We start from the raw sequence: 24,886 nt of genomic DNA, 5'->3' as shown, positions 1-24,886 counted from the left end.
ACGCGTGCGGCCGGCGGGGTGGACCGGGCAGCGGCCCTTCGGCGGCGGCCCCTACTTCTCGACCTGGCCTTCCTTCAGCGACAGCTGGTCCAGCAGGACGTTGCACTTGTCGCCGTCGGCGCAGGAGACCGAGAGGGTGTTGGTGCCCTCGTTGAGCGTGGGCCACGCGAAGGTCTGGGTCCAGCCCTTCGCGAAGTCGCCGTCCTTGGCACCGGCGAAGTTGTCCATGTTGAGCTTGGAGCCGAACTCCTTGCCGTTGACGGTGAGCGTCATCGACTGGGGGTCGTCGGTGGTGCTGTAGCGCACGAAGACGGTGTACGTGCCGTCCTTCGGGATGCCGTCGACCGTCCAGGTGACCGTGGACCCCACCTGGTTGAGGTTCGCCACATAGATTCCGCCGTCGGACTGCGCGCCCTCGACGTCCTGCGCCAGGGCCGCGCCGCCGCCCAGGCGCAGCGCCTTGGCGTCGATCGTCGGCAGCTCGGCCGCTTCCTCTTCCTCGTCACCGCTCGCCGAGGGGCTGCTCTCCCCGGTGGGCTGCGACTGGGTCGGCGTCGAGTCGGCCTGGTTGCCGCCCTTGTCGTCCTCGTCGTCGCCGCCGATCATCGCCACACCGATGCCGACGACCACCGCGACGACCACCGCGACGGCGCCGATGAGCAGGCCCTTGGTGTTCGGGCCGCGGCCCCGGCCGCCACCACCATGACCACCACCGCCATGACCACCACCGTGACCGCCGCGGTTGCCGGGCAGCGTCTCCGGTGCCGCGTAGTTCGCGTTCGTCGGCTGGCCGTACGTTCCCTGCTGCTGCGGCGCCTGCGCCGCGGGGCCCTGCTGGCCGTACTGACGCGTGCCGACCGCCCGCACCCGGTTGAGCGAGTTCGGGTAGCCGTATCCCCCGGACGGCGGCTGGGCTCCGTTGGCCTGCCCGTCGGCGTAGAGGTAGCCGAACGGGTCGTCGTCCTCGGGCGTGCTCGCGCCGTTGTTGCCGGGCGTCATCCCTTGGTACTCCTAGCTGCGGATCGAATGCGGTACGGGTGTGAGAAAGGCGAGCCTACCCGCTTCGAGTGACCCGAACGGGTGGCTTCAGCCGCCTCAACTCGCTGACCTGCGGTTCATCCCGCCCGTCGATGCTGTTTGGGACGAGATCGTTTCTCGACGTACATCCGCTCGTCGGCGGACTTCAGCACTTCGTCCGCCGTCATCCCGCAGTGGGCCCATCCGATGCCGAAGCTGGCGCCGACCCGCACGGCCCGGCCCTCGGCCCGGATGGGCTGGATGATCTCGTTGCGCAGCCGTACGGCGAGGTCCTGGGCGTCGGCCCGGCCGAGCCCGTTGGCGAGGATCACGAACTCGTCGCCGCCGAGCCGGGCGACGGTGTCGCCGTCCCGGACGCCGTTGCTGAGCCGGCGGGCGACCTCGATGAGCACCGCGTCACCCGCGTTGTGCCCGAACCGGTCATTGATCGACTTGAAGCCGTCGAGGTCGCAGAAGAGCACCGCGAGGCCCTTGGCGCCGTCGTCGCGGTCGCCGTCGGGGGCGATGGCGTGCACGTGGTGGTCGTAGCCCTCGAACCCCTCGGCCTCGGGCGGGAAGTCGAAGTCGTGGCCGCGGTCGAAGGCGGGCGGACCGTAGGCGGCGTCCTGGGAGTCGAAGGACTCGAAGGCGGCCATGGCCTCGTCGACCGCGGCGGGCAGCGCCGACGGACGCTGCCGGCACAGGCGGGCGGAGAGCCGGGCGCGCAGTTCGGCGGAGTTCGGCAGGCCGGTGAGGGAGTCGTGGGAGGCGCGGTGCGCGAGGTGCAGCTCACGGCGCTTGCGGTCCTCTATGTCCTCGACGTGGCTGAGCAGGAAGCGCGGCCCGTCGGCCGCGTCGGCGACGACGGAGTTGCGCAGGGACACCCACACGTAGGTGCCGTCCCGGCGGGCCAGCCGCAGCTCGGCGCGGCCGCCCTCGGCGGAGGTCCGCAGCAGCGTGCCGATGTCCTCGGGGTGCACGAGGTCGGAGAAGGAGTAGCGGCGCATCGCGGAGGCGGGGCGGCCGAGCAGCCGGCACAGCGCGTCGTTGGTGCGCAGGATGCGGCCGTGCTGGTCGCCGCCCATCTCGGCGACGGCCATGCCGGACGGGGCGTACTCGAAGGCCTGCCGGAAGCTCTCCTCGCTGGCGCGCAGGGCCTGTTGCTCGCGCTCGAGGCGGACCAGGGCGCGCTGCATGTTGGAGCGCAGCCGGGCGTTGCTGATCGCGATGGCGGCCTGGAAGGCGTACATCTGGAGCGCTTCGCGGCCCCAGGCGCCGGGCAGCCGGCCGTTGCGCGGGCGGTCCACGGAGAGCACGCCGACCAGTTCGCCGGCCCCGCCGCCCTGCGGGCCGGGGGCGTACATCGGGGCGAAGAGCCGGTCGGAGGGGTGCCACTCGTCCTCGAAGCGCGGGGCGGGGCCGTCGGTGTACCACTGCGGGACGTCGTCGTCGTCGAGGACCCAGCCCTCGGTGTGCGGGATGAAGATCAGGTCGCCCCAGCTCTCCCCCATGGAGAGGCGGCGCTCCCAGGACTCGCGCGAGCCGACCCGGCCGGTGATGAGGGCTTCGGCGGCGGCGTTGCCCGAGAAGGCGGCGACGACCAGGTCGCCGTCGGGGCGCACGAGGTTGACGCAGGCCAGTTCGTACCCGAGGGCGTCGACGACGCCGTCGGCGACGGTCTGGAGGGTGTCGGCCAGGCTGCGGGCCGTGTTCATGTCGGCCATGCCCTGGTGCAGTTGCCGCAGGGAAGCAAGACGGACGTAGGGCTCCGACTCGGCCTCCATGCTCACCCTCCCCCCCGGGACCTCGCGGCGAATCAAGCGTTCTCATCGGCGTATCGTCCTGGCAGTCTCCCCGCCACTGAATCACAGCGCGCTGCCCACTCGGTACACAGGGTCAACAATTATCGCCCCCTGTGACTCAAGTCACAACCAAATGTGAACAATGGGGAGACCTTTCCGCGTTCCCTCCGGTCCTTCACCGGGAATACCGAATGCGCGGCATGCGCCGCATGTGAATTCCGCGCCCCTTCCACAGGGTTCGGTCCGTTGCTGTCGGCTCACACCCGTGGAGCGCTGGAGTCCGCCGCTGGTCCTAGGTCCCCGCTCGGGCGGAGGCCCGATGCGGTGCGTACGGAGCGGAGACTAGCGTTTCCGGTGTGCCGAACACTCCTGTACCCCCGACCGCGATCACCACCGTGCCCGCCGCCCGGCATGCTGAGGGGGTGAGCAACGACGAGTTCCGTGCAGCCATGTCCCGCCTGGCCGCCGGTGTGGTCCTGGTGACCGCGCAGGAGCCGCCGCTGGATCCGGACGACCCGCGGGCACCGGCCGGCGAGGACGTCGGCATGACCGCGACCGCGTTCCTGTCGGTGTCCCTGGACCCGCCGCTGGTGCTGGTCAGCCTGCGCGAGGGCTCCCGCATGGACGACCTGCTCGACGAGCAGCCGCTGTGGTCGGTCTCGGTCCTGTCCGAGAGCCAGCGGCACATCGCGGGCCGCTTCGCGATGAAGGGCCGCATCAGCGACCGACTCCTCTTCGAGGACATCCCGTACGTGCGGGGCGAGCACAGCGGCGCCCCCCTGGTCGGCGGCGCCCTCGCCACCCTGGAGTGCCGCACCGAGCAGCGGGTGCCGGCCGGCGACCACACCCTGGTGATCGGCCGCGTCCTGACGGCGGACGTACCCAGTGCGGACGGCGGGCCGCTGACCTATTTCCGGGGCCGCTACCGGCACCTGGCCTGAGCCGCCCGAGCGTTTCCCGGAGCCTTCCCCCGCCGCTTCCCGAACTTCCCGAACTTCCCGAACCAGAAATTCCTTTTACCGAACGGGAAGGGCGAATCTACGCTGCCCGGGTGACGAAGAACACAACTCCCCGCCTCGAAGAGATCACCTCGAAAAACCTCGACGCCGCCCTCGGCATACGCGTCCGCCCCGACCAGGAGTTCGCGGTCGCCCCGGTCGTGAAGTCCCTCGCCGAGGCATACGTCCACGCCGGCTCCGCCTGGCCCCGCCTGATCATGGACGGTGACCGCGCGGTCGGCTTCCTGATGGCCTTCCTCGACATCGACTGGCACGAGGACGGCGGCAGCGCCGTCCGCTCGGGTCTGTGGCGGCTGAACATCGCGGCCGGGGAGCAGGGCAAGGGCTACGGCCGCTTCGCCGTGGAGTCGGTCGCCGCTCGGATCCGCGCCCGGGGCGGCAAGGAGTGCTACGTCACCTGGCACCCCGGCGAGAACGGCCCGGAGGACTTCTACCTCGGCCTGGGCTTCCGCAGGAACGGGGAGGTCGTCGAGGGGGAAACGGTCGGGGTACTGGACCTGTCCTGACGGCCCCGGCCCCGCACGGATCACCCCGTCCCGCACGGAACGCCCCGCTCCGCTCGGAGCGGCCGGCCCCGCGCGGAGCACCGCATCCGAGGTGGATCACTCACACCCCACGTGGGCCACCCCGCCCGCCCCGCCCGGAACGCCGCACCCCGCCCGGCGCACTCGAACCCACCTGGTCGCCCTCCTGTCCGCCCGGAAACCGGATCACCCCCGCCGGAGCACCTGGTCCCGCGCGGGTCATCCCCAGTCCCGCGCGGAGCGCCCCCGCTTCGTCTCCGAGCGCTGCTTCTTCTCCCGCAGCCGGCGTTCGTTGATGCCGCGCGGGATGCGGGTCGGCTTGCGGGGCCGGGGCGGGGGCGCGGTGGCCTCGGCGAGGAGCGCCGCGAGGCGCACCGCGGCGGTCTCCCGGTTGCGCCACTGGGAGCGGTGCTCGGAGGCCCGGACGGTGACGACACCGTCCGACAGCCGCCCCGCCAGCCGCTCCAGCGCCCGCTGCTTCCACACCTCGGGCAACGCCTCGGTGGCGGCGAGGTCGAAACGCAGTTCCACCTGCGAGTCGGTGGTGTTCACATGCTGCCCGCCGGGCCCCGAAGAACGCGAGAAACGCCATATGAGCTCGGCCTCGGGCAGGAGGACGGAGCCGCGGATACTGAGAGCTCTGGGGGGCAGCCCCCCAGACCCCCGATGGGGACCGGACATGCCGTCCATGGTCCCGCCTCCGACCGGTCCGCGTCACCCGAATATCCCGGGTAAAGAAAGTAAAGCCACCTGGAACCTCGCGTACTCCTCTCGCGTTCAAAGGGGTAGCGGTAGCTTCGTAGCCGTACGTACACGAGGGAAGGGACTCCCAACAATGGCTGTAAGCCTGTCCAAGGGTGGCAACGTCTCGCTCACCAAGGAGGCACCGGGCCTGACCGCCGTCACCGTGGGCCTCGGCTGGGACGTCCGCACCACCACCGGCACGGACTTCGACCTCGACGCCTCCGCGATCGCGGTCAACCCGCAGAGCAAGGTGTACTCGGAGGGTCACTTCGTCTTCTTCAACAACAAGCAGACCCCGGACAGCACCATCGTCCACACCGGCGACAACCGCACCGGTGAGGGCGAGGGCGACGACGAGCAGATCAACGTCAACCTGGCCGGCCTCCCGGCGGACATCGACAAGATCGTCTTCCCGGTCTCGATCTACGACGCCGAGAACCGCAGCCAGAACTTCGGCCAGGTGCGCAACGCGTACATCCGCATCCTCAACCAGGCCGGCGGCGCCGAGATCGCCCGCTACGACCTGTCCGAGGACGCGGCCACCGAGACCGCCATGGTCTTCGGCGAGCTGTACCGCAACGGCGCCGAGTGGAAGTTCCGCGCCGTCGGCCAGGGCTACGCCTCGGGCCTGACGGGCATCGCCTCGGACTTCGGCGTCAACGTCTGACGGACGACGCCCCACGCATGCGCTTCGGAGCCCCCGGCCCGCCTCCCCGGCGGCCGGGGGCTCCGGCATGGGGGCGGGTGCGGGTGCGGGTGCGGGTGTGAGCGCGGTCCCGACCCGGGGCTCGGCCTACGGCGTGGAGGGGCGTGCCGGCTTCCCCTCCCCGTACAGCCAGTCCGACCAGATCCCGTCGAAGTCCTTGCCCGGGACCGTCTTCTCCACGTACGCCGTGAAGTCGCCGGTGTCCGCGGTGCCGTGGCGGTGCTCCGTCGCCCAGCCGCGGAGGAGGGCGCGGAAGGCGTCCTCGCCGACCGTCTGCCGGATCCTGTGCAGGACCATCGCGCCGCGCTGGTAGACGGGGACCCCGGAGAGGTGCGCCGCGGCGGGCGGCCGCGCGGGCGGGAACGACCAGATCGCCTCGTTCGTCGCCGCGTCGGGGAAGTACGTCCCGGCGTACATCGCGTCGAAGGTCTCCTGAGCGGTGCCGTCCCCGTGGTCCTCCCGCCACAGCCATTCCGCGTAGACCGCGAACCCCTCGTTGAGCCACATGTCCCGCCAGGTCCGCGGTGTGACGGAGTTGCCGTACCACTGGTGGACCAGTTCGTGGACCAGGAGCACCGTGTCGGGCGCCCCGGGGAACAGGGGCCGGTTCTGGGTCTCCAGGGCGTACCCGGCGTCCTCGGGACGCTCGACGACCGCCCCCGTGGAGGAGAAGGGGTACGGGCCGAACCAGCCCTCCGCCCACTCCACGACGTCCGGGATCCGGGCCACCACCTCACGGCTCGCCGCAGCCTGCCGCGGGTCGACGAAGGTGTGGACGGGAAGGCCGCCGGGGGTCGTGGTGCGTCCGGCCTCGTACCGGCCGACGGCGAGCACGGCGAGGTAGCTCGCCATCGGCTCGGCGGTACGCCAGGTGAAGGCCGTCCGGTCCCCCGTCGTCCGCTCCCCCGCGGGCTCGCCGTTGGACACCGCCCGCAGGCCCTTCGGCACGGTCGCCGTGACGGTGTACGTCGCCTTGTCGGAGGGGTGGTGGTTGCCGGGGAACCACGCCATCGAGCCCGTCGGCTGGCCCAGCGCCACCGCCCCGTCCGCGGTGCGCAGCCAGCCCTCCTCGGAGCCGTCCGGGTCGGTGACGGTCACCGGGGCGCCGGAGTAACGGACGACCACCCGGAACGTCCGGTCCCGGTCCAGCCCTTTCGGCGGCCGGACGGTCAGTTCCTGGCCGGCGCGCCGCCAGCGGGCGGTGCCGCCGTCGACGGTGACCCGCTCGACGTCCAGCCCTTCGAGGTCCAGGTTCAGCGCGGTCAGGTCCTCGGTCGCGCGGGCGGTGATCGTCGCGGTGCCGGTGAGGTGGTGGGCGGCCGGGTCGTAGGCCAGGTCGAGGGCGTAGTGGGAGACGTCGTACCCGCCGTTGCCGGCCTTGGGGAAGTACGGGTCGCCCACCCCGGCACTGCCCGGACCACCGGAGCCACCGGTGTCCCCGGGCCCGCCGGACGCACCGCCCGCGCACCCGGCCGCCGTCACGGCCACGGTCACGAGGGCGACGGCGACGACGGCAAGCGGGCGGGGGCCGGAGCCGCGGGAGCGGCGAGGGCTACGGGGACGGAAGCGGAGGCACACCCCGCGATCCTAGGAAGCGCGCGGCCGCACACCACGGAGCGACCCCGGCCGCCCCGCAACCGTCGGGGCCGCCCCTCCCCCCGGACCGTCCGCCGCCGTCCGCCCACCGCACCCGCCGTGACACCATCACCTCCGTGCTCGACATCGGCTACGCCCTCTCCAACCGTTTCCCCGACCCCCCGCAGACCGACTACCGCCGTGCGGACGTCCATGCCCTGCGGCACGACCTCTTCTGCGGTGACGTCTACCTCGCCGACACCAAGGAGGACCGGGAACTGTCCACAGCCTGGGGATGGGTGCCGGTGCTCGACTTCGCCTGGGCACTGTGCGACATCGTGGAACGCGTCGACCGGGACCCGGCGGGCTCCCGCGCCTCCCGCCCCCAGTACGCGGAACTGGACTTCACCGAATCCACCGACCGGCTGCTCTTCGAACGCCGCTTCGGCTGGGTGGACATCGAGGCCGAGTGGCTGCCGGCGGCCGAACCGCCGCTGACCTTCTCCCACGCCGAACTCCGCCGCGAGGCACGTGACTTCCTGCACGACCTGCTCGCCGACCTGACCGACCTGCACGAGGACCTGGGCGAGAACCCGGCCGTCTGGACCCTCCAGGCCCGCTACCCGCGCCTGAGGTAACCCACCGCGCCCCCTCCGGCCCCGGCCCGCTCCCCGAGCCTTCCGCCGCTTCCCCCCGCCGTCCTCACCCCTCCACCCGGATCCCCAGCTCCCCCGCCAGCACCGGCGCCAGATCCAGCAGCTGCCCCGTACTGATCACCGCCCCCGACAGCCGGTCCACCCCCCGGGCGATCTCCAGCGAGGCGGCACCGCGCAGATCGACGTCCGTCAGCGTGGCCCCGCTGAGATCGACGCCCTTCAGCGCGCAGTCCACGAACTCCACCCGCTCCAGCCGCGCCCCGCCGAAGTCCGGCTCGACCAGGACACAGCTCTCGAAGACGACGTCCCTGAGCCGCGCGGACCGCAGATTCAGGAAGTCGATCTTCCCGCCCCGGACCCGTACCCGCTCCAGCTCCGCCCCGTGCATCTGCGTCCCGCCGAGACGCGCGTCCGTCAGCTCGACGTCGCGCAGTGTCGCTCCGGAGAGATCCGTACCCACACCCCGCACACCGGCGAGGACCGAGTCCAGCACCCGGGCCTTGGACAGCCGCGTCCCGTCCAGCACACACCCCGTCAGCGCGCAGTCCATGAACCGCGCCCCCGCACCGTCCTCCCCCGCGAGGTCCACCTCCCGGAACTCCAGACCGTCGTAGTCCCCGTCCGGCTCCAGCCCGCCCCCCTCGTACCGCTCCAGCACCGGCAGCCGCAGCTCCGGCCGCCGCGCGCCCTTCACCCCCGTACCACCCGCCGGCCCCGCTCGCCCCACCATGTCCTCATCCTGCACTCCCCCACTGACAATCGTCCTGACCTGCGAAGACCTCGAACCTGTCACATCCTGGGGCCCTGGGCCGTCGTAGCCACGAGCGACCGCGACCACCGGAGACGGGACCGTCTCCGAGACCGCCGGGCGCGACCCCGACCGAGGGAGAACCCAGCCATGCACCGCATCACCGTCATCGGCGGCGGCTTCGCCGGACTGACCGCGGCCATCACCGCCGCCGAGGCAGGAGCCGACGTCACCCTCCACGAAGCGCACCACACCCTCGGCGGCCGCGCCCGCACCGCCGAGGGCCCCTACCGGACCAACGAGGGCCCCCACGCCCTCTACAACGGCGGCCCGCACTGGGCCTGGCTCCGGCAACGCGACCTCATCGGCCCCCTCGCGCCCCTCCCGCCCCTGGAAGCCGCCCGCCTCCGGCTCCGCCACCACGGCACACTGCACCGCGTCCCGCCCCTCGCCATGCTGAAGCTGCTGCGCCGCGCCCATGCCCACGCCCCCGTCGGCACCGACTTCCGTACCTGGGCCACCGGCATCGCCGGCGAGGAGGGCGCGCGCGCCGCCGCCCACTACTCCGCCGTCGCCCTCTTCCACCACGACCCCGGCTCCCTGTCCGCCGCCTTCGTCCAGGAACGCCTGCGCCGCGCCACCAGGCTGCCGCCGGAGGCCCACTACCCGCGCGGCGGCTGGGGCGGCCTCATCGACCGCATGGCCGCCCGCGCCCGGAACCTGGGCGTCCGCATGGAGACCCTGTCCCGTGTGGACACGCCCCCCACGGACACCCCGGTCATCGTCGCCACCTCTCTGGACGCCGCCCGCCGCCTCCTCGGCGACCCCGCCCTCACCTGGCCGAGCGGCCGCACCGTCCTCGTCGACCTCGCCCTGCGCACCCGGCGCGGCGACGCGTTCGTCGTGTCCGACCTGGACGCGCCCGGCTGGCTGGAACGGTTCACCGCCCAGGACCGCACCCTCGCCCCCACCGGCGAACAGCTCCTCCAGGGACAGATCCCCATCGCCCCGCACGAGACCAGGGCCGACGGCGTGGCCCGCGCCGAGGAACTGCTGGACCTGGGCCACGCGGGCTGGCGGGAGCGCGTCGCCTGGCGGCGGGAGGCGGTGGCGAACGGGCGGACCGGCGCCGTCGACCTGCCCGGCACCAGCTGGCGCGACCGTCCCGCCGTCGACCGCGGCGACGGCGTCTACCTCGCCGGCGACCAGGTCGCCGCCCCCGGCGTCCTCTCCGAGGTCTCCTTCAACAGCGCCCTCACGGCCGTCTCCCTCGCCCTCGGCCGGCACGAGCTCGACCTCAAGCGAGCTTGAGGTCGGACAGTGGACCCATCACAGCGACCACGCCGGTCCGGCACCCGGGCCGGGCGGTCCGGGCGGACACCCGGACCGGCGTCCCGGACCGGCGTCCCGGATTGGCGTCCACAGGAGACGCCCATGCACGCCATCCGCCTGCACGCCTTCGGCCCCCACCCCGTACGCACCCTCGAACTACGCGCCCTCACCGAAGCCGCCGAAGGCCGACTCACTCCCGCCGTCCACCGCTTCCCCCTCGCCGAGGCCGCAGCCGCCCATCGCGCCCTGGAGAACCGGGGCACGGCCGGGAAGGTCGTCCTGGAGCCCTGAGCAACCCCGGAACGAGGCCCCCACCGGCTACGGTGGCGGGATGACCGATGTCGTCGTCCCCGAGGAACTCGCCGTATCCCAGGAGAAGTTCAACGGAGAGGCGGGGCGCGCCTTCATCGCCGCCCTGCCGGACCTGGCCGCCGGCTTCCTGGAGTGCTGGGACCTGCGCGTCACCGGCGCGCCGATGCACGGCGTGAGCGCCCTGGTTCTGCCCGTCGACCGCGCGGACGGCACACCGGCCGTGCTGAAGCTCCAGATCCTGGACGGTGAGAGCGAGGGCGAACCGGTCGCCCTGCGGATCTGGGACGGCGACGGGGCGGTCCGCCTGCTGGACCACGACGCCTCCACCGGCACCATGCTCCTGGAACGTCTCGACCCCTCCCGGATGCTCTCCCGCCTCCCGGACGTCCACGAGGCCGTCCTGGTGATCGCCCGCCTCCTCGCCCGCCTCACCGCCACCCCCGCCCCGGCGGGCATGCGCCACCTCGGCGACATCGCCCGCGCCATGCTGGAGCAGACCCCCCGGGCCCTGGACCGCGTCCCGGACCCGGCGGCCCGCCGCACCCTCGCCGACTGCGCGGCGGCCGTACGGGAGGTCGTGGACGATCCCGGCGACCGTCTCCTGCACTGGGACCTGCACGAGGAGAACGTCCTGGCCGGCGACCGTGCCGGCTGGCTCGCCATCGACCCCGAGCCGCTGGCCGGCGACCCCGGCTTCGACCTCTGGCCGGCCCTGGACAACCGCTTCGACGCCGACGACGTCCGCTGGCGCTTCGACGCGATGACCGACGTCCTCGGCCTGGACCGCGAGCGGGCCCGCGCGTGGACGTACGGACGGCTGCTGCAGAACTGCCTCTGGGACATCGAGGACGGCCGCCCCCTGGAGAACCGCCAACTGGAGATCGCCCGCCGCCTGGGCGCCCGGACGCCGTGAAAAATCCCGGACCGGAGAGATCCGGCCCGGGAACTGGAGCCTCCGGACTGCCGTGCGGCACCCGCTGTGGCGCCGTCGGCCGCGGTGCCACAGCGGATGCGTGCGACTGCTGCAGGTGACCTCAGCAGCCCACGAAGGGCTTCGGCCTCGGTCAGCCGAACGGACGACAACCCGAGCAGGGCCCCCACCACGTGCCCCGCCACGCCTCATCCACCAGAAAACCCCAGGCCGGAGTGGACCGGCCTGGGGTTCCAGTGGAGCCCCCTGTCGGATTCGAACCGACGACCTACGCATTACAAGTGCGTTGCTCTGGCCATCTGAGCTAAGGAGGCGCCGCGCACGCGCGGAGCGCGCGAGGGCGGGTCCACTGTACACAGAGCGGCTTTCGCCGAGCCACGCACTTGGGGGCGGCGGTCCCGGCCCGCTCACTCCAGTCCGTACGCGAAGGTGTACGGCACCTTCGTCTCCCCGTGCCGGTAGGTGAACTCGCCGGTGCCGCGCAGCCCGGCCAGTTCCCCGGTGCCCGAGCCCTCGACGACCTCGAAGGAGCAGTGGACGCTCCCGTCGGGTGCGAAGCGCCCCCGCTCCTCGACGACGAAGGTGCCCTCACGGCCGTCGACACGGCCGCGGACGAGTTCCATTCCGGCGAAGGAGCCGGTCGTGCCGGTCAGGTAGGAGATCACGTAGTCGCAGGTCGTGGACTCGGCCTCGATGCCACCGGTGAAGGCGTTGGTGACGGTGGCGTGCGCGAGCCGGGGGAGGGTGTCCTCCGGGCCCACGGGGACCTCCTTCCAGTCGGCGAAGGTGAAGTGGCCGGTGGTCGGGGTGGTGGGCATGGATGTGCTCCTTCGGTCGTGCCGTCGGCGGGGAGGGTTCCGCGCCGGCCCGGCACGACCATCCTGGGAGCCGTACCTGACATCTCCTGTCAGGTACGGCCGGGACGCGGGAGAATGCGTCCCGTGCGCGCCGACCGGCTTCTCTCCCTGCTCCTGCTGCTGCAGAACCGCGGCCGGATGACCGCCCCCGAACTCGCGGCGGAGCTGGAGGTGTCGGTGCGCACCGTCTACCGGGACGTCGAGGCGCTCGGCGCGTCCGGGGTGCCGGTGCGGGCGGAGCGCGGGCCCGAGGGCGGCTACCGCCTGATGGACGGGTACCGCACCCGGCTGACCGGGCTGACGGACGCGGAGGCCGGTTCGCTGTTCCTGGCCGGGCTGCCGGGACCGGCCAGGGAGCTGGGGCTGGGTGCCGTCCTGGCGAGTGCCCAGCTGAAGGTGGAGGCCGCGCTGCCGGGCGAACTGGCCGGGCAGGCACGGCAGGTGCGCGAGCGGTTCCACCTGGACGCGCCGGCGTGGTTCCGGGGTGCCGACCCCGTACCGCTTCTGGAGGCCGTCGCGCGGGCGGTGTGGGAGCGGCGGGTGCTGCGCACCCACTACCGGCGCTGGCGCGGCGAGGTCCGCCGGGAGATGCGCCCGCTGGGTCTCGTACTGAAGGGCGGCATCTGGTACCTGGTGGCGCTGGCGGAGGACGCCGTGCGTACGTACCGGGTGTCGCGTTTCCAGGCGGTGGAGGAGACGGGCGGGGAGTTCACCCGTCCCGCCGGGTTCGATCTCGCCGCGTACTGGGCGGAGTCCTCCCGGCGGCTGGAGGCGGCCCTGCACCGGGGCACGGCCAGGCTGCGGCTCTCGCCCCGCGGGCAGAAGCTGCTGCCGATGCAGTTCGGGGCGGCGGGCGCACGGGCGCTCGCGGACTCGGGGCCGCCGGACGGCGAGGGGTGGGTCGAGGTGGCGCTGTCCGTCGAGTCGGAGGCGGTTGCGACCGGCGACCTGCTCCGGCTCGGCGCCGAGGCGGAGGTACTGGGCCCGGCGGAGCTGCGACGGGCGGTCGCGGCGGCCGTCGCGGTACTGGCGAAACGGTACGCGGCCGACGGGTGATCCCGGACTCGACCGGATGGCATTCGAAAGTTTCCGCGAAGTTCACAGGGCCGCGGGTACTGACAGACAGGTGAACGCCAGGTACCGTCCTGTGCCAGTTCACCCTTGTGGACTGCACCACACGGAACCACAACGGAACATCCCGTCGTGGCACCACCTTCCTACTCGGATCGTCCGGCACGTTCCTGCCGGTAGAAGGGGGCCCCTCACCATGGCCACTGTCACGTTCGACAAGGCGACCCGGATCTACCCCGGTTCGACCAAGCCCGCCGTGGACGCGCTGGAGATCGACATCGAGGACGGGGAGTTCCTCGTGCTCGTCGGCCCGTCCGGCTGCGGCAAGTCCACCTCGCTCCGCATGCTGGCGGGGCTCGAGGACGTGAACGCCGGCGCCATCCGCATCGGTGAGCGCGACGTCACGCACCTGCCGCCGAAGGACCGGGACATCGCCATGGTGTTCCAGAACTACGCCCTGTACCCGCACATGACGGTCGCCGACAACATGGGCTTCGCGCTCAAGATCGCCGGCGTCAACAAGGCGGAGATCCGGCAGAAGGTCGAGGAGGCCGCGAAGATCCTCGACCTGACGGAGTACCTGGACCGCAAGCCGAAGGCGCTCTCCGGCGGTCAGCGCCAGCGTGTCGCCATGGGCCGCGCCATCGTGCGTGAGCCGCAGGTGTTCCTCATGGACGAGCCGCTGTCCAACCTGGACGCCAAGCTCCGTGTGTCCACCCGTACGCAGATCGCCTCGCTGCAGCGCCGCCTGGGCATCACCACCGTCTACGTCACCCACGACCAGGTCGAGGCGCTGACCATGGGCGACCGTGTGGCGGTCCTCAAGGACGGTCTGCTCCAGCAGGTCGACACCCCGCGCAACATGTACGACAGGCCCGCCAACCTCTTCGTGGCCGGCTTCATCGGCTCCCCGGCGATGAACCTCGTCGAGGTGCCGATCACCGACGGTGGTGTGAAGTTCGGCAACTCGGTGGTCGCGGTGGACCGCGACGCGCTGGCCGCCGCCACCGACAAGACCGTCACGGTCGGCGTCCGTCCCGAGCACTTCGACGTGGCCGGCTCCGAGTCCGACCAGGGTCTCGCGGTCACCGTCAACGTGGTCGAGGAGCTGGGCTCCGACGCGTTCGTGTACGGCACCGCCAAGGTCGGCAACGAGTCGAAGGACCTCGTCGTCCGCGTCGGTGGCCGCAACGTGCCGGAGAAGGGCAGCACGCTGCACGTCGTGCCGCGGTCCGACGAGACCCACGTGTTCGCGACGTCGTCCGGCGCGCGCCTGTCCGACTGATCCGGGCGTCCGATCCGGGCGTCGTCGCCTTCGCAACGCGACGGCCCGGGTAATTCACCCGAGTTGATGAAGAGGGCCCCGCAGTGCGCTGCGGGCCCTCTTCGTTGCGTCTTCCTTGTCGACGAATACCCTGGCATACACGGCATTTCGACCAGCGTGCGTCAACGCGTTACCCGGAATCCTTCCCCGCCATGTCACCCGAACCGGTGACTGAATGTCCCCCTTCCCTTACCGGGCGCTACCCTCACACGCGTGAAGCACTCCACTACCCCTCAGACGCGACGCGGCCGGGGCCCCGCCCGCCGGGTCGGCCGTACCCTCGCCTTCGTCCTGCCCGTCGTCCTGGTGTTCTCCGGGACCCTCGCGGTCGCCCGGGTCAACTGGTCGGGGAGCCCTTCGAGTCCGGTCCTCGCCGCCGCCGACACCGCCGTGTCCGGTGCCTCCTCCTCCGACGCGTCCTCGCGCGCCGCCGAGCGGGCCCCGCACGAGGTCCTGCGGGACACGCTCCTGGTCGAGTTGCAGGAGGAGAACCCGGGCGTCGTCCTCACCCACCTCCAGCAGGCGGTGAACGACCGCCCGTCGCTGGCGCGGCACTGCACGTCGATCGCGCGTGCCCTCGGCAGGGCGGCGGTCCGGATGTACGGCCCCACCCGGGCCCAGTCCTACTCCCGTCCGGTCTGCGACACCTCCTTCGCCTCGGGGGTGCTCACCGCCCACGGCTGAGCCCGCGGCTCGGCCCACGCCCGCCACTCGCCCGGGCTTCCGGCTTCCGTCTTCCGTCCTGCCCTCCGCCCGACTCCCGGCCTGGCCCTCGGCCGCGCCCCTGAGCCGGGCTCGGCGGGCCCCGGGGGCGGCCGCCCCCGGGGCCCGCGGTCCTGCCTTCCGGGCGCCACGTAGGGTGTGCGCTCATGACCCATCCGAGTGCCGCGTCGCGCCCCGTTCAAGCCGTCGTCCTGGCCGGCGGCCAAGGCTCCCGGCTTCGTCCGTACACCGACGACCGGCCCAAGCCGATGGTCGAGATCCCCGGTACGGGGACCCCGATCATCGGCCATCAGCTCTCCTGGCTCGCCGAGGAGGGGGTGACGGATGTCGTGGTCTCCTGCGGTCATCTCGCCGAGGTGCTGCAGGAGTGGCTGGAGTCCGCCGATCTGCCGCTCTCCGTCACCACCGTCGTCGAGACGGAGCCGCTCGGCCGGGGCGGCGGTCTGCGGTACGCCGCAGCCCGGCTGCCGCACCCGGAGCAGCCCTGGTACGCGACGAACGGCGACATCTGGACCCGTTTCTCGCTGCGCGACATGGCGGACTTCCACACCGAGCGGGACGCCGTCGCGACCCTCGCCCTGGCCCGTCCGCGCATTCCGTGGGGTGCGGTGCAGACCGACGGGTTCGGTCACATCACCGACTTCATCGAGTCGCCGCCGTCGACGTTCGAGATCAACGCGGGTGTGTACGTCTTCTCCCCCGGGTTCGCCGCTCTGCTGCCGGAACGCGGCGACCACGAGCGCACCACGTTCCCACGGCTGGCCCGTGAGCGCCGGCTGGCCGGGTTCCCGATCCCGCAGGGCTCCTACTGGCGGGCGATCGACACCGCGAAGGACCTGACGGAGGCGGCGAAGGAACTGGCCTCCCAGAACCGCTGAGCCCGCGCCCTCCGCCCTCCTCCCTCCTGCCTTCCACCCCTTTCCCCTCCCACCACGACGACGGGGCCCCGCACGGCAGTGCCGTACGGGGCCGCCCTGTCGTCGTGGTGACTGCGCCTGTCCTGATGGGCGCGGCGGCCCGACGGCCTATCCCAGCAGCCCGCCCACGAGCCGGCCGGGCTCCTCGGGTGCCGGGCCCTCGTCCCCGCCCCCTCCGCCGTCGCTCGGGGCACCGCCGCCGTCTCCGCCTCCCGTGGTGCCGCCGCCCGAGGTGGGGCCGGAGCTGGTGCTCGGGGCCTGTTCCACCGGGGACGGCTGCTGGGGCGGGGCCTCACCGGTGGTGCCCTGGGTCTGGCTGGGCGCGCCGGTGACACCGCCGCCGGTGTCGCGGCTCGCGCCGGGGGCGGTGGTGCCGGCGGACGGATCGGCGCCGCCGGCTCCGGACGTGGCGCCCCGGGTGGGCGAGGTGGAGGCGGACGGAGTCTCCTTCCGGCGCTCACCGGGCTCCTTCGGAAGCGGGGAGCCGGGGAGTTCGTTGCGCGGGGCCTCTCCGGGGCCGGGGACGACCACGCGGCCGGCGTCCCGCACGGCACCGCCGAGCAGCGAGCCGATGAGCAGGGTGAGTCCGCAGACCACGACGGTGACGAGGGCACCGCGGCGCAGCACGTAGCGGCGCAGGTCCCAGAGGGCGGAGCCGGGTCCGAGGCGGCGCCAGGCGCGGGCGGCGAGGCGTCCGTCGACGGAGTAGACGGGAGCGCCGGCGATGATCAGCGGGGACCAGGCGGCGAGGTAGATGATGTCGGGCGTGTCGTAGGCGGGGACGCTCTTCCAGCTGACGGTGACCAGCAGCGCGGCGGAGAGCAGGGCCCCGATGACGGCACCGACGCGCTGCCAGCAGCCGAGGATGGTGAGGACGCCGACGATCACCTGGAGGAAGGCGACGACGAGTCCGGCGCCGATGGGGTGCTCGAGGGCGAACTGCTGGAGCGGCCGGGCGACGTCCCAGGGGTGCAGGGTCGTGAGCCACTTCACCATGGAGCCGCGCTCGCCGCCGTCGAAGTAGAGCGGGTCGCAGAGTTTGCCCATGCCGGCGTAGATGGAGATGAAGCCGAGGAAGAGACGCAGCGGGAGCAGGACGACCCCGAGGTTCATCCGGCGGCCCGGGTAGTAGGCGTGCCGGGCCGGGTCGTCGCCGTGGCGCCTGGCGCGGCGGCCGCCGGTGTCCGGGGCGGTGGCGGTCCGGTGGCCGCCGGTGTCCCCGTACTCGTCGCCGTCGTCGCCCTGTTCGCCGTACCCCTGGTGGTCGTAACCCTTCTCGTCGTAGCCCTGGTCCCCGTACTCCTGGCCCCCGTACCCCTGGCCCTCGTACCCCTGGCCGCCGTACGCCGGTTCGTCGTAGGCGCTGCCGACGGTGCGCATGGGGGGCAGCAGGGGCCGCCGGCCGCCGTGGGTGCGCTGGGAGCCGATGACGGGGGTCTCGAGGGTCTGGGCCGCCAGGTCCCCGGCGTAGCCGTAACCGTCGCCGACGTGCGGGATGAGCTGGGTGGCGCCGGCGTCGGTGAGCGGTTCGTCGGCGTGGTGGACTCCTTCGTGCCGCATGGCCTGGAGGAGTCGGTGCGCGCCCGTGTCGTCGGGGGCCGAGCGGCCGCTCCAGACGACGGGGCGCCGACGGGCCGCGGTCCGGCCCGGGGCGCCCACGGTGGTGACGACGGGGATGCGGGCCGTGTCCTCGGCCGCGATCAAGTGCCGTGCGATCCGCGGGGATTGGACGCGTCGGTTCGAGACGCCCAGCTGCACGCGGAAGCTGGCGTGATTGACGATGACCTGCGCCGGATCGCTCGGCACCTTCACCATGCTCAGCGCGGGAGCGTCGTCGAGTCCCGACGAGCGGTCCCCCGTGGGTGTGCGGGGTGTTCTGGTGTCCACACTCATCTAACCGAGTGACGTGACGTTAGGACACTGCTTTGACGCGCCGGATGTGTCCGGACCGCGTCAAGCATGTCCCCCACCTGTCCGGACTACGCGGAATACCCCGTACGAGTGAAGGTGCCGAAAACCCGTTCAGGCGCGGCGGCGTGCCGCCTCGTACAGCACAACCCCCGCCGCCACACCGGCGTTCAGGGACTCGGTGCCGCCCGGCATCGGGATCCGCACCCGGAAGTCGCAGGTTTCGCCGACGAGCCGGGACAGCCCCTTGCCCTCACTGCCGACGACGATCACGACGGGACCGGCCAGCGCCGCCAGTTCGCCGATCTCGGCCTCTCCGTCGGCGGCCAGCCCCACGATCGCGATCCCCGCCTTCTTGTACGCCTCCAGGGTCCGCGTCAGGTTGGTGGCCCGCGCGACGGGCGTACGGGCGGCGGCACCGGCGGACGTCTTCCAGGCACCGGCGGTCATCCCGGCGGCGCGCCGCTCGGGGACGACGACGCCGTGGCCGCCGAAGGCGGAGACGGAGCGGACGACGGCGCCGAGGTTGCGCGGGTCGGTGACGCCGTCGAGGGCGACGATCAGCGGGTCCTGGCCCTCGTCGTGGGCACCCGCGACGAGGTCCTCGGGGTGCGCGTACTCGTAGGGCGGGACCTGGAGGACCAGGCCCTGGTGGTTCAGGCCGTTGGTCATCCGGTCGAGTTCGGGGCGGGGGGCCTCCATGAGGTTGATGCCGCCGCGCTCGGCCGTGAGCTGGAGCGCCTCGCGCACCCGCTCGTCGTTGTCGATGAACTGCTGGACGTACAGCGTGGAGGCGGGCACGCCCTCGCGCAGCGCCTCGACGACGGGGTTGCGCCCGACGACGAGTTCGGAGGTCGAGCGGCCGCCGCGCCGCTGCGGGGCGCGTCCGACGGCCCGGCGCGTCTTCGCCTGGGCGACGCGCTGCTTGGCGTGCCCCTTGCGCATCTCGGCGGGGGGCGTGGGTCCCTTGCCCTCCAGGCCCCGGCGCCGCTGGCCGCCACTGCCGACCTGCGCGCCCTTCTTGCCGGACATGCGGCGGTTGTTCGCGGCCATGATGTACCCGTCTCCATGAAGTCGTGCGTGCGTACGGTCTGCGTACCCACGTCGGTGTCGCGTGTGTCGCGTGTGTCGCGTCGGTGTGTCGCGTGTGTCGGTGTTACGTCTATGCAGTGTGCCGCCCGGAGGCCCGGACGGCACACTCGATCTTGCGGCTGTGCTGCGGTCGTGCTGCGGTCGTGCGTCCGCGTCAGCGCGGGCCGAGGCTCCAGCGTGGTCCCTGCGGACCGTCCTCGATGACCAGTCCGGACTGGCCCAGCTGGTCGCGGAGGGCGTCCGCGGTGGGCCAGTCCTTGCGGGCGCGGGCGGCCTCGCGCTGGTCGAGGACCATGCGGACGAGGGTGTCGACGACGCCGTGCAGATCGTCGCCGCGGTCGGCGCCGCCCGCCCAGTGCGCGTCGAGGGGGTCCAGGCCGAGGACGGCGAGCATGGCGCGCACCTCGGCGAGGCGGGCGACGGCCGCTTCCTTGTCGTCGGCGGCCAGCGCGCTGTTGCCCTGCCGGACGGTGGTGTGGAGCACCGCCAGGGCCTGCGGCACGCCGAGGTCGTCGTCCATGGCCTCGGCGAAGGCGAGCGGCACCTCGGCGGCCGGCCCGACGGCGCCCGGGGTGCCGGTCAGCTCACCGACCCGCTGGATGAAGCCCTCGATCCGCGCGAACGCGGAGTCCGCCTCGCGCAGGGCCTCCTCGCTGTACTCGATCATCGAGCGGTAGTGCGGGGTGCCGAGGTAGTAGCGGAGCACGATGGGCCGCCAGCGCTTGACCATCTCGCTGACGAGCACCGAGTTGCCGAGCGACTTCGACATCTTCTCGCCGCTCATGGTGACCCAGGCGTTGTGCACCCAGTACCGGGCGAACTCGTCGCCGTAGGCCTTGGCCTGGGCGATCTCGTTCTCGTGGTGCGGGAAGACCAGGTCGAGGCCGCCGCCGTGGATGTCGAAGGCGGTGCCGAGGTACTTGTGCGCCATCGCCGAGCACTCGAGGTGCCAGCCGGGACGCCCGCGGCCCCACGGCGACTCCCAGCTCGGCTCGCCGGGCTTGGCCGCCTTCCACATGGCGAAGTCGCGCGGGTCCCGCTTGCCGGTCTCGCCCTCGCCCGACGGCTGGAGGAGGTTGTCGAGCTCCTGGTTGGACAGTTCCAGGTACTCGGGGAACGAGGTGACGGCGAAGTAGACGTTGCCGTCGGCGTCGTAGGCGTGGCCGCGCTCGATGAGACCGCGCATCATCTCGACCATCTCGGTGATGTGGCCGGTGGCGCGCGGCTCGTAGGTCGGAGGGAGGCAGCCGAGGGCCCGGTAGCCGTCGGTGAAGGCGCGCTCGTTCTCGTAGCCGATGGTCCACCAGGGGCGGTCCTGCTCCGCGGACTTCACGATGATCTTGTCGTCGATGTCCGTGACATTGCGGATGAACGTCGTCCGCAGGCCGCGGTACTCGAACCAGCGGCGCATGATGTCGAAGTTCAGCCCCGAGCGGATGTGCCCGATGTGGGGCGCTGCCTGCACGGTGGCACCGCACAGGTAGATCGAGACACAACCCGGCTGGAGCGGGGTGAAGTCACGAATCTGCCGGGCGCTGGTGTCGTACAGGCGAATAGTCACCCCTCCAGGGTAGTCGGCCCGGGGCGGTGCCTCGCGCCCCTTTCCCGCCGTGCCCGCCCGGTGTTTCGGCCGGTCCGGGTCCGCGCGGGTGACCGCCCCGATCCACGCGGACGGCGGTCCGGTCCACACTCGGACGGCGGTCCCGGTCCGCGCGGGTGACCGCCCCGGCCCACGCGGCCGGCGGTCTGCGGTCCGGGCTGGCGGCGGCCCTGTCCCGCGCGGAGGACGGTCAGCCTCGGTCGGTCCGGACGACGAGGGCGGTGGCGACGGCCATCAGTCCTTCGCCGCGGCCCGGGAAGCCGAGTCCGTCGGTGGTGGCGCCGGAGACCGACACGGGTGCCCCGGCGGCCTCGGAAAGGATCTTCTGGGCCTCGTCCCGGCGCTTGCCGATCCTGGGCCGGTCGCCGACGACCTGCACCGCCACGTTGCCGATCCGGAATCCGGCCGCCCGGACGATCCGCGCGGTCTCGGTCAGCAGGGTCACGCCGGAGGCGCCGGACCACTCGGGCCGCCCGGTGCCGAAGTGCTGCCCCAGGTCGCCGAGGCCGGCGGCGGAGAACAGGGCGTTGCACGCGGCGTGCGCCACGACGTCGGCGTCGGAGTGCCCGGCGAGTCCGGGCCCCTGGCCCTCCCACTTCAGACCGGCGCACCACAGCTCCCGGCCGTCCTCGAAGGCGTGGACGTCGGTCCCGATGCCGACCTGCGGGAGCACGGGCTCCGCGCGGACGGCCTGCGGCTCAGAAGCCATCGTTGAGCCTCCTGCGGGCGAGGACCGCCTCGGCGAGGACGAGGTCGAGGGGGCGGGTGACCTTGAACGCCTCCTCGTGGCCGGGCACGGTGACGACGGCCAGGCCCAGCTGCTCGACCATGCTCGCGTCGTCGGTGACGTTGTCGGTCACCGTCTCGTGCGCGCGCACCAGCGCGGCCCGGTCGAAGCCCTGCGGGGTCTGCACGGCGCGCAGCAGGGACCGGTCGGGGGTGGCGACCACGGGTTCCGGTTCGCCGGGGACGGCGGCGGGCTCGACCTGTTTGACGGTGTCGGCGAGCGGCAGCGCCGGGACCACGGCGGGGGCGCCGTCGCGGACGGCCTCGACGACGGCGTCCACGGTGTCGACGGGGACCAGCGGGCGGGCCGCGTCGTGCACCAGGACGATGTCGAAGCCGGGGGGCAGCGCGTCGAGGCCGAGTTTCACGGACTCCTGGCGGGTCCGGCCGCCGGGGACGACGACGAACTCGGTGCGGTCGGGCAGCGCGTGCGCGTCGAGCAGCGTCCTGACCTCCGCGGCACCCTCGGGCGGGGCCACGACGACGACCAGGGAGACGGCGCGGGAATCGGCCATCGCGCGGATCGCGTGGATGAGCATGGGCGTGCCGCCCAGGGTGCGGAGCGCCTTGGGAGCGCCCGGTCCGAGGCGCACACCCCGGCCGGCGGCCGGGATCACGGCCGCCGTGCGGGCGGTCGGACGGCCGGACACGGGCTGTGCCGGCGGCTGCGGGAGGGGATCGTCAGACATCGGTTCCTGTCAGGTGTGTGTGCTCGGGCCGGGTCCTGCCGTCGGGTCTCCGTCGTCCGCCCGCAGGGCGGGCCGCGCGGCGTCAGGTGCGTGCTCTCGGCATCCCGGGCACTGGGCCCCGTACGGCATGTGCTCGGTCCGGGGTCCGGCGCGTCGGAAGTTCGTGCGGGGCGTCGTGCGGCAGACGGGAGTTTGACAGCGGGGGCCGGGTGGGTATGGCCTGGGCGTAGCCCCCGCTCCTGGAGCGGGGGTAGTGCCGGGCGTACCGCCTTGACCAGCCCCTTCCGTGACTCTGGTCGGGCCGGCCGCCCGGAGCCGGCACAGTGCGGGCAAGCGCGGTGGGTGCGAAGCGTACGGGCTGCGCGGCATACGGACGGTGTCCGGGTGCGGACATGCCGCAGCGCCCGGCGACTTCACAAACGTCATCGGGCACCGCGGCATTTCGATGTGCTGGTCCTCGGAGTGCACGTGGGATTCCGCGTGCCACCGAGCACCGGGCGACGAAGCTCCGTCCGTGCCCCGCCTGCTGCCTTCGTCGCCTCAGGAGGCGAGAACCTCGTCGAGGAGGGCTTCGGCCTTGTCTTCGTTGGTCTTCTCCGCGAGGGCGAGCTCGCTGACCAGAATCTGGCGCGCCTTGGCGAGCATCCGCTTCTCACCGGCGGAGAGTCCGCGCTCACGCTCACGACGCCACAGGTCACGCACGACTTCCGCGACCTTGATGACATCGCCCGAGGCGAGCTTCTCCAGGTTTGCCTTGTACCGACGGGACCAGTTCGTGGGCTCCTCGGCATACGGTGCGCGCAGTACCTCGAAGACCCGGTCCAGCCCGTCCTGACCGACCACATCACGCACGCCGACGAACTCCGCATTGTCCGCTGGCACACGTACCGTCAGGTCGCCCTGGGCGACCTTCAGCACCAAGTAGGTCTTGTCCACGCCTTTGATCTGGCGAGTTTCGATAGCCTCGATCAGCGCGGCCCCGTGATGGGGATAGACCACGGTGTCGCCAACCTTGAACGTCATGTGACAGGTACCCCTTCCGTGGCTATCCAGGGTAACACGGATACGGCGGGTTCTGAATGGCGTTTTCGCAGGTCAGGGGCATTCTCGGGGCTTGACAACAGCATCAGGGACGTGCTTCGGCCACTGGACGGAAGCAGGTATTCGCAGGTCGGAGGGGCTCTCCGGGGCGAGCGAAACGCGTACGTTACACGCATCCGGAACCCTCCACAGACACCCATACGTCCCCGTATGTCTGACTCCAAGTGCTCGACTTCCGCTACTCCGTTCGGTGCGGACGTCCAGGTTCCGATCGAATCCGAAATTGATCACGCGACCCCCGGGACACACCGCCGGTGATCAATTTTCGGACCACCTGCCGCATTTTCCGGCCCGGCCCCGCATTCCTTCACCGAATATGCGCCGCATCGAGGGGCGGATGCCCCCGGCCGCCCTTATGCGAATGCCGGAGGAGTGCCCCGCCGAAGTAACCCGCGAGTCACTTGCGCGAGTCAGTGACAGGCATCACGCTCGGACATCGCACGCGGACTCGCGCGCGTTCCTCCCGACCGGGCGTCCCGCTCGGGGACCGCACGCGGCCGAGGGCGTCCGCGGTGCCCGTGCACGCCGCCCGGGGTGACCCGGGGTGAACAGTGGGCGCCGCAGGGAGGGTCGGGTGCGGGCGTACGGGAGCGGCTCGATAACCTGAGGCCGCTGACAGCCACGCACTGGCAGCGACTGACAGACACTCAAGGCGGCTGACCGGTCGCCACCGCTCGCTCGAGTCAAGGAGTTGCCGCCGCCGTGAGCAGCAGCCTTCGACGCGGCGCCATCGCCGCCGCCGCCCTCGCTTTCTCGATCGCCCCGCTCTCCGCGTGCGCGGCCGGCAACAACGCCCAGTCCCTGCAGATCCAGCCGGACAACGCCGCGACGACCGTCGGCGTCATCAAGGTCCAGAACGCCATCGTCGTCACCCAGCCGGACCGCGAGTCCACGGGCCCGGCCGTCGTCTCCGCGACCCTGTTCAACGAGGGCCGCACGGACCAGACACTGGAGTCGATCACCCTTCCCGGCACGGGCAAGACCGCCGAGCTCTCCCCCGCCGAGGGCGGCAGTCTGACCGTCCCGGCCGGCGGCCGGCTCATCCTCGGCGGCGCGGGCAACGCCTCGGCCGTGCTGTCCAGCAGCCGTGAGGCCGTCCAGGACGGCAACGCGCAGCCGGTCACCTTCACCTTCAGCGAGACCGGTGACGTGAGCCTGCGCGCGCTCGTCCACCCGGCCGAGGGCTTCTTCAGCGACTGGGGCCCGAGCGACCTCCCGACCGGGCCGGAGGCCCCGGCCGAGCCGTCGCCGGAAGCCACCGACGAGGCGACCGGCGAGGCCACGGGCTCGCCGAGCGCTCCCGCGGCCGAGGAGACCGAGGAGACCGAGGGCTCCACCGACGCGGCGGACGGCCTCGAGAGCACCCCGACCGACGCCGCCTCGGCCAGCCGGCCGGCCGGCGACTGAGCGGCAGCGCCCGTGCGCGTACACGCGCACGCGCACGCACTGAAG

General features: G+C 72.4%; 23 protein-coding genes, 1 tRNA gene and 1 pseudogene. 12 read left to right on the top strand and 13 right to left on the bottom strand.

The features are described from left to right. Positions 1–51 precede the first annotated feature (51 nt). Entirely contained in the window at positions 52–999 is a 948-nt protein-coding gene (locus tag ACFWVE_RS17665; RefSeq protein WP_384014613.1) for a carbohydrate-binding protein, read from the bottom strand. A 116-nt stretch (positions 1,000–1,115) separates the two neighbouring features. After that, positions 1,116–2,801, bottom strand: a complete 1,686-nt coding sequence (cdgB, locus tag ACFWVE_RS17660; RefSeq protein WP_384014610.1) for a diguanylate cyclase CdgB — start codon at positions 2,799–2,801, stop codon at positions 1,116–1,118. A gap of 374 nt (positions 2,802–3,175) precedes the next feature. On the opposite strand from cdgB, the gene ACFWVE_RS17655 reads away from it, so the two are divergent. Both ACFWVE_RS17655 and ACFWVE_RS17650 read left to right on the top strand, forming a co-directional pair. Continuing rightward, complete coding sequence (locus ACFWVE_RS17655) at positions 3,176–3,760, top strand: flavin reductase family protein (protein ID WP_384014607.1); 585 nt, start codon at positions 3,176–3,178, stop codon at positions 3,758–3,760. 110 nt (positions 3,761–3,870) lie between these two features. Beyond that, on the top strand, positions 3,871–4,344 hold the full coding sequence (locus ACFWVE_RS17650; RefSeq protein WP_384014604.1) for a GNAT family N-acetyltransferase: 474 nt from the start codon (positions 3,871–3,873) through the stop codon (positions 4,342–4,344). 237 nt (positions 4,345–4,581) lie between these two features. Here ACFWVE_RS17650 and arfB read toward each other — a convergent pair whose 3' ends face one another. Then, a complete protein-coding gene (gene arfB, locus ACFWVE_RS17645) occupies positions 4,582–5,052 on the bottom strand; it encodes an alternative ribosome rescue aminoacyl-tRNA hydrolase ArfB (RefSeq protein WP_384014601.1) in 471 nt (156 codons plus the stop codon). A 145-nt stretch (positions 5,053–5,197) separates the two neighbouring features. On the opposite strand from arfB, the gene ACFWVE_RS17640 reads away from it, so the two are divergent. After that, positions 5,198–5,773 carry a TerD family protein gene (locus ACFWVE_RS17640; RefSeq protein WP_384014598.1) on the top strand — a complete coding sequence of 192 codons (576 nt, stop codon included), beginning with the start codon at positions 5,198–5,200 and terminating at the stop codon, positions 5,771–5,773. Between the two features lie 126 nt (positions 5,774–5,899). Here ACFWVE_RS17640 and ACFWVE_RS17635 read toward each other — a convergent pair whose 3' ends face one another. Then, positions 5,900–7,306, bottom strand: a complete 1,407-nt coding sequence (locus tag ACFWVE_RS17635) for a M1 family metallopeptidase (RefSeq protein ID WP_384014596.1) — start codon at positions 7,304–7,306, stop codon at positions 5,900–5,902. A 218-nt stretch (positions 7,307–7,524) separates the two neighbouring features. On the opposite strand from ACFWVE_RS17635, the gene ACFWVE_RS17630 reads away from it, so the two are divergent. Beyond that, complete coding sequence (locus ACFWVE_RS17630) at positions 7,525–8,025, top strand: hypothetical protein (protein ID WP_384014593.1); 501 nt, start codon at positions 7,525–7,527, stop codon at positions 8,023–8,025. Positions 8,026–8,089: 64 nt separating this feature from the next. Here ACFWVE_RS17630 and ACFWVE_RS17625 read toward each other — a convergent pair whose 3' ends face one another. Then, a complete protein-coding gene (locus tag ACFWVE_RS17625; protein WP_384014590.1) occupies positions 8,090–8,773 on the bottom strand; it encodes a pentapeptide repeat-containing protein in 684 nt (227 codons plus the stop codon). A 168-nt stretch (positions 8,774–8,941) separates the two neighbouring features. Here ACFWVE_RS17625 and ACFWVE_RS17620 point away from each other — a divergent pair, with 168 nt between their 5' ends. The 3 genes and pseudogenes from ACFWVE_RS17620 (at position 8,942) to ACFWVE_RS17610 (ending at position 11,348) form a co-directional block, all read left to right on the top strand. After that, complete coding sequence (locus tag ACFWVE_RS17620; protein ID WP_384014587.1) at positions 8,942–10,102, top strand: NAD(P)-binding protein; 1,161 nt, start codon at positions 8,942–8,944, stop codon at positions 10,100–10,102. Between the two features lie 144 nt (positions 10,103–10,246). Next, positions 10,247–10,414: pseudogene (locus tag ACFWVE_RS17615) on the top strand (zinc-binding dehydrogenase); the annotation flags it as partial. 40 nt (positions 10,415–10,454) lie between these two features. Further along, positions 10,455–11,348 (top strand): aminoglycoside phosphotransferase family protein, encoded by an 894-nt coding sequence (locus tag ACFWVE_RS17610; RefSeq protein ID WP_384014584.1) that lies wholly within the window; start codon positions 10,455–10,457, stop codon positions 11,346–11,348. Between the two features lie 255 nt (positions 11,349–11,603). On the opposite strand, the gene ACFWVE_RS17605 is transcribed toward ACFWVE_RS17610, so the two are convergent. Both ACFWVE_RS17605 and ACFWVE_RS17600 read right to left on the bottom strand, forming a co-directional pair. Then, a tRNA-Thr gene (locus ACFWVE_RS17605) sits at positions 11,604–11,680 on the bottom strand. Between the two features lie 93 nt (positions 11,681–11,773). Continuing rightward, the gene (locus ACFWVE_RS17600) at positions 11,774–12,184 is read right to left on the bottom strand and encodes a DUF3224 domain-containing protein (RefSeq protein ID WP_384014582.1); all 411 of its coding nucleotides are present in this window, start codon (positions 12,182–12,184) and stop codon (positions 11,774–11,776) included. Between the two features lie 114 nt (positions 12,185–12,298). Between ACFWVE_RS17600 and ACFWVE_RS17595 the strand changes: the two genes are divergently transcribed. From ACFWVE_RS17595 to ACFWVE_RS17580, 4 genes are all read left to right on the top strand, one after another. Beyond that, entirely contained in the window at positions 12,299–13,279 is a 981-nt protein-coding gene (locus ACFWVE_RS17595; protein WP_384014579.1) for a helix-turn-helix transcriptional regulator, read from the top strand. 211 nt (positions 13,280–13,490) lie between these two features. Beyond that, on the top strand, positions 13,491–14,579 hold the full coding sequence (locus tag ACFWVE_RS17590; RefSeq protein ID WP_384014576.1) for an ABC transporter ATP-binding protein: 1,089 nt from the start codon (positions 13,491–13,493) through the stop codon (positions 14,577–14,579). A gap of 252 nt (positions 14,580–14,831) precedes the next feature. Beyond that, a complete protein-coding gene (locus tag ACFWVE_RS17585) occupies positions 14,832–15,302 on the top strand; it encodes a hypothetical protein (RefSeq protein ID WP_384014573.1) in 471 nt (156 codons plus the stop codon). A gap of 185 nt (positions 15,303–15,487) precedes the next feature. After that, on the top strand, positions 15,488–16,219 hold the full coding sequence (locus ACFWVE_RS17580; protein WP_384014571.1) for an NDP-sugar synthase: 732 nt from the start codon (positions 15,488–15,490) through the stop codon (positions 16,217–16,219). Between the two features lie 147 nt (positions 16,220–16,366). On the opposite strand, the gene ACFWVE_RS17575 is transcribed toward ACFWVE_RS17580, so the two are convergent. The 6 genes from ACFWVE_RS17575 to ACFWVE_RS17550 form a co-directional block, all read right to left on the bottom strand. Then, positions 16,367–18,151 carry a DoxX family protein gene (locus ACFWVE_RS17575; protein WP_384014568.1) on the bottom strand — a complete coding sequence of 595 codons (1,785 nt, stop codon included), beginning with the start codon at positions 18,149–18,151 and terminating at the stop codon, positions 16,367–16,369. 129 nt (positions 18,152–18,280) lie between these two features. Continuing rightward, on the bottom strand, positions 18,281–19,219 hold the full coding sequence (rlmB, locus tag ACFWVE_RS17570; protein WP_384014566.1) for a 23S rRNA (guanosine(2251)-2'-O)-methyltransferase RlmB: 939 nt from the start codon (positions 19,217–19,219) through the stop codon (positions 18,281–18,283). A gap of 193 nt (positions 19,220–19,412) precedes the next feature. Next, positions 19,413–20,819 (bottom strand): cysteine--tRNA ligase, encoded by a 1,407-nt coding sequence (cysS, locus tag ACFWVE_RS17565; RefSeq protein WP_384014563.1) that lies wholly within the window; start codon positions 20,817–20,819, stop codon positions 19,413–19,415. 229 nt (positions 20,820–21,048) lie between these two features. Then, positions 21,049–21,567, bottom strand: coding sequence for a 2-C-methyl-D-erythritol 2,4-cyclodiphosphate synthase (ispF, locus tag ACFWVE_RS17560; RefSeq protein WP_384014561.1), 519 nt, complete (start codon positions 21,565–21,567; stop codon positions 21,049–21,051). Continuing rightward, on the bottom strand, positions 21,557–22,333 hold the full coding sequence (ispD, locus tag ACFWVE_RS17555; protein ID WP_384014558.1) for a 2-C-methyl-D-erythritol 4-phosphate cytidylyltransferase: 777 nt from the start codon (positions 22,331–22,333) through the stop codon (positions 21,557–21,559). The genes ispF and ispD overlap by 11 nt, the downstream gene beginning before the upstream one ends. Before the next feature lie 540 nt (positions 22,334–22,873). Continuing rightward, the gene (locus ACFWVE_RS17550) at positions 22,874–23,356 is read right to left on the bottom strand and encodes a CarD family transcriptional regulator (protein ID WP_042168913.1); all 483 of its coding nucleotides are present in this window, start codon (positions 23,354–23,356) and stop codon (positions 22,874–22,876) included. A gap of 780 nt (positions 23,357–24,136) precedes the next feature. On the opposite strand from ACFWVE_RS17550, the gene ACFWVE_RS17545 reads away from it, so the two are divergent. Then, positions 24,137–24,841, top strand: a complete 705-nt coding sequence (locus tag ACFWVE_RS17545; RefSeq protein WP_384014555.1) for a DUF461 domain-containing protein — start codon at positions 24,137–24,139, stop codon at positions 24,839–24,841. Positions 24,842–24,886 lie beyond the last annotated feature (45 nt).

The sequence above is a fragment of the Streptomyces sp. NPDC058632 genome (assembly GCF_042717095.1).
GTDB lineage: Bacteria > Actinomycetota > Actinomycetes > Streptomycetales > Streptomycetaceae > Streptomyces.
Note: the sequence above shows the minus strand (reverse complement) of the source record. Positions and strands in the feature narration are given on the sequence as shown.

What these genes read in the sequence shown, in the direction of transcription:
- ACFWVE_RS17665 (WP_384014613.1), bottom strand. Translation starts at nt 999, where the DNA reads ATGACGCCCGGCAACAACGGCGCGAGCACGCCCGAGGACGACGACCCG.
- cdgB (WP_384014610.1), bottom strand. Translation starts at nt 2,801, where the DNA reads ATGGAGGCCGAGTCGGAGCCCTACGTCCGTCTTGCTTCCCTGCGGCAA.
- arfB (WP_384014601.1), bottom strand. Translation starts at nt 5,052, where the DNA reads ATGGACGGCATGTCCGGTCCCCATCGGGGGTCTGGGGGGCTGCCCCCC.
- ACFWVE_RS17640 (WP_384014598.1), top strand. Translation starts at nt 5,198, where the DNA reads ATGGCTGTAAGCCTGTCCAAGGGTGGCAACGTCTCGCTCACCAAGGAG.
- ACFWVE_RS17625 (WP_384014590.1), bottom strand. Translation starts at nt 8,773, where the DNA reads ATGGTGGGGCGAGCGGGGCCGGCGGGTGGTACGGGGGTGAAGGGCGCG.
- ACFWVE_RS17620 (WP_384014587.1), top strand. Translation starts at nt 8,942, where the DNA reads ATGCACCGCATCACCGTCATCGGCGGCGGCTTCGCCGGACTGACCGCG.
- ACFWVE_RS17610 (WP_384014584.1), top strand. Translation starts at nt 10,455, where the DNA reads ATGACCGATGTCGTCGTCCCCGAGGAACTCGCCGTATCCCAGGAGAAG.
- ACFWVE_RS17600 (WP_384014582.1), bottom strand. Translation starts at nt 12,184, where the DNA reads ATGCCCACCACCCCGACCACCGGCCACTTCACCTTCGCCGACTGGAAG.
- ACFWVE_RS17595 (WP_384014579.1), top strand. Translation starts at nt 12,299, where the DNA reads ATGCGTCCCGTGCGCGCCGACCGGCTTCTCTCCCTGCTCCTGCTGCTG.
- ACFWVE_RS17590 (WP_384014576.1), top strand. Translation starts at nt 13,491, where the DNA reads ATGGCCACTGTCACGTTCGACAAGGCGACCCGGATCTACCCCGGTTCG.
- ACFWVE_RS17580 (WP_384014571.1), top strand. Translation starts at nt 15,488, where the DNA reads ATGACCCATCCGAGTGCCGCGTCGCGCCCCGTTCAAGCCGTCGTCCTG.
- ACFWVE_RS17575 (WP_384014568.1), bottom strand. Translation starts at nt 18,151, where the DNA reads ATGAGTGTGGACACCAGAACACCCCGCACACCCACGGGGGACCGCTCG.
- rlmB (WP_384014566.1), bottom strand. Translation starts at nt 19,219, where the DNA reads ATGGCCGCGAACAACCGCCGCATGTCCGGCAAGAAGGGCGCGCAGGTC.
- ispF (WP_384014561.1), bottom strand. Translation starts at nt 21,567, where the DNA reads ATGGCTTCTGAGCCGCAGGCCGTCCGCGCGGAGCCCGTGCTCCCGCAG.
- ispD (WP_384014558.1), bottom strand. Translation starts at nt 22,333, where the DNA reads ATGTCTGACGATCCCCTCCCGCAGCCGCCGGCACAGCCCGTGTCCGGC.
- ACFWVE_RS17550 (WP_042168913.1), bottom strand. Translation starts at nt 23,356, where the DNA reads ATGACGTTCAAGGTTGGCGACACCGTGGTCTATCCCCATCACGGGGCC.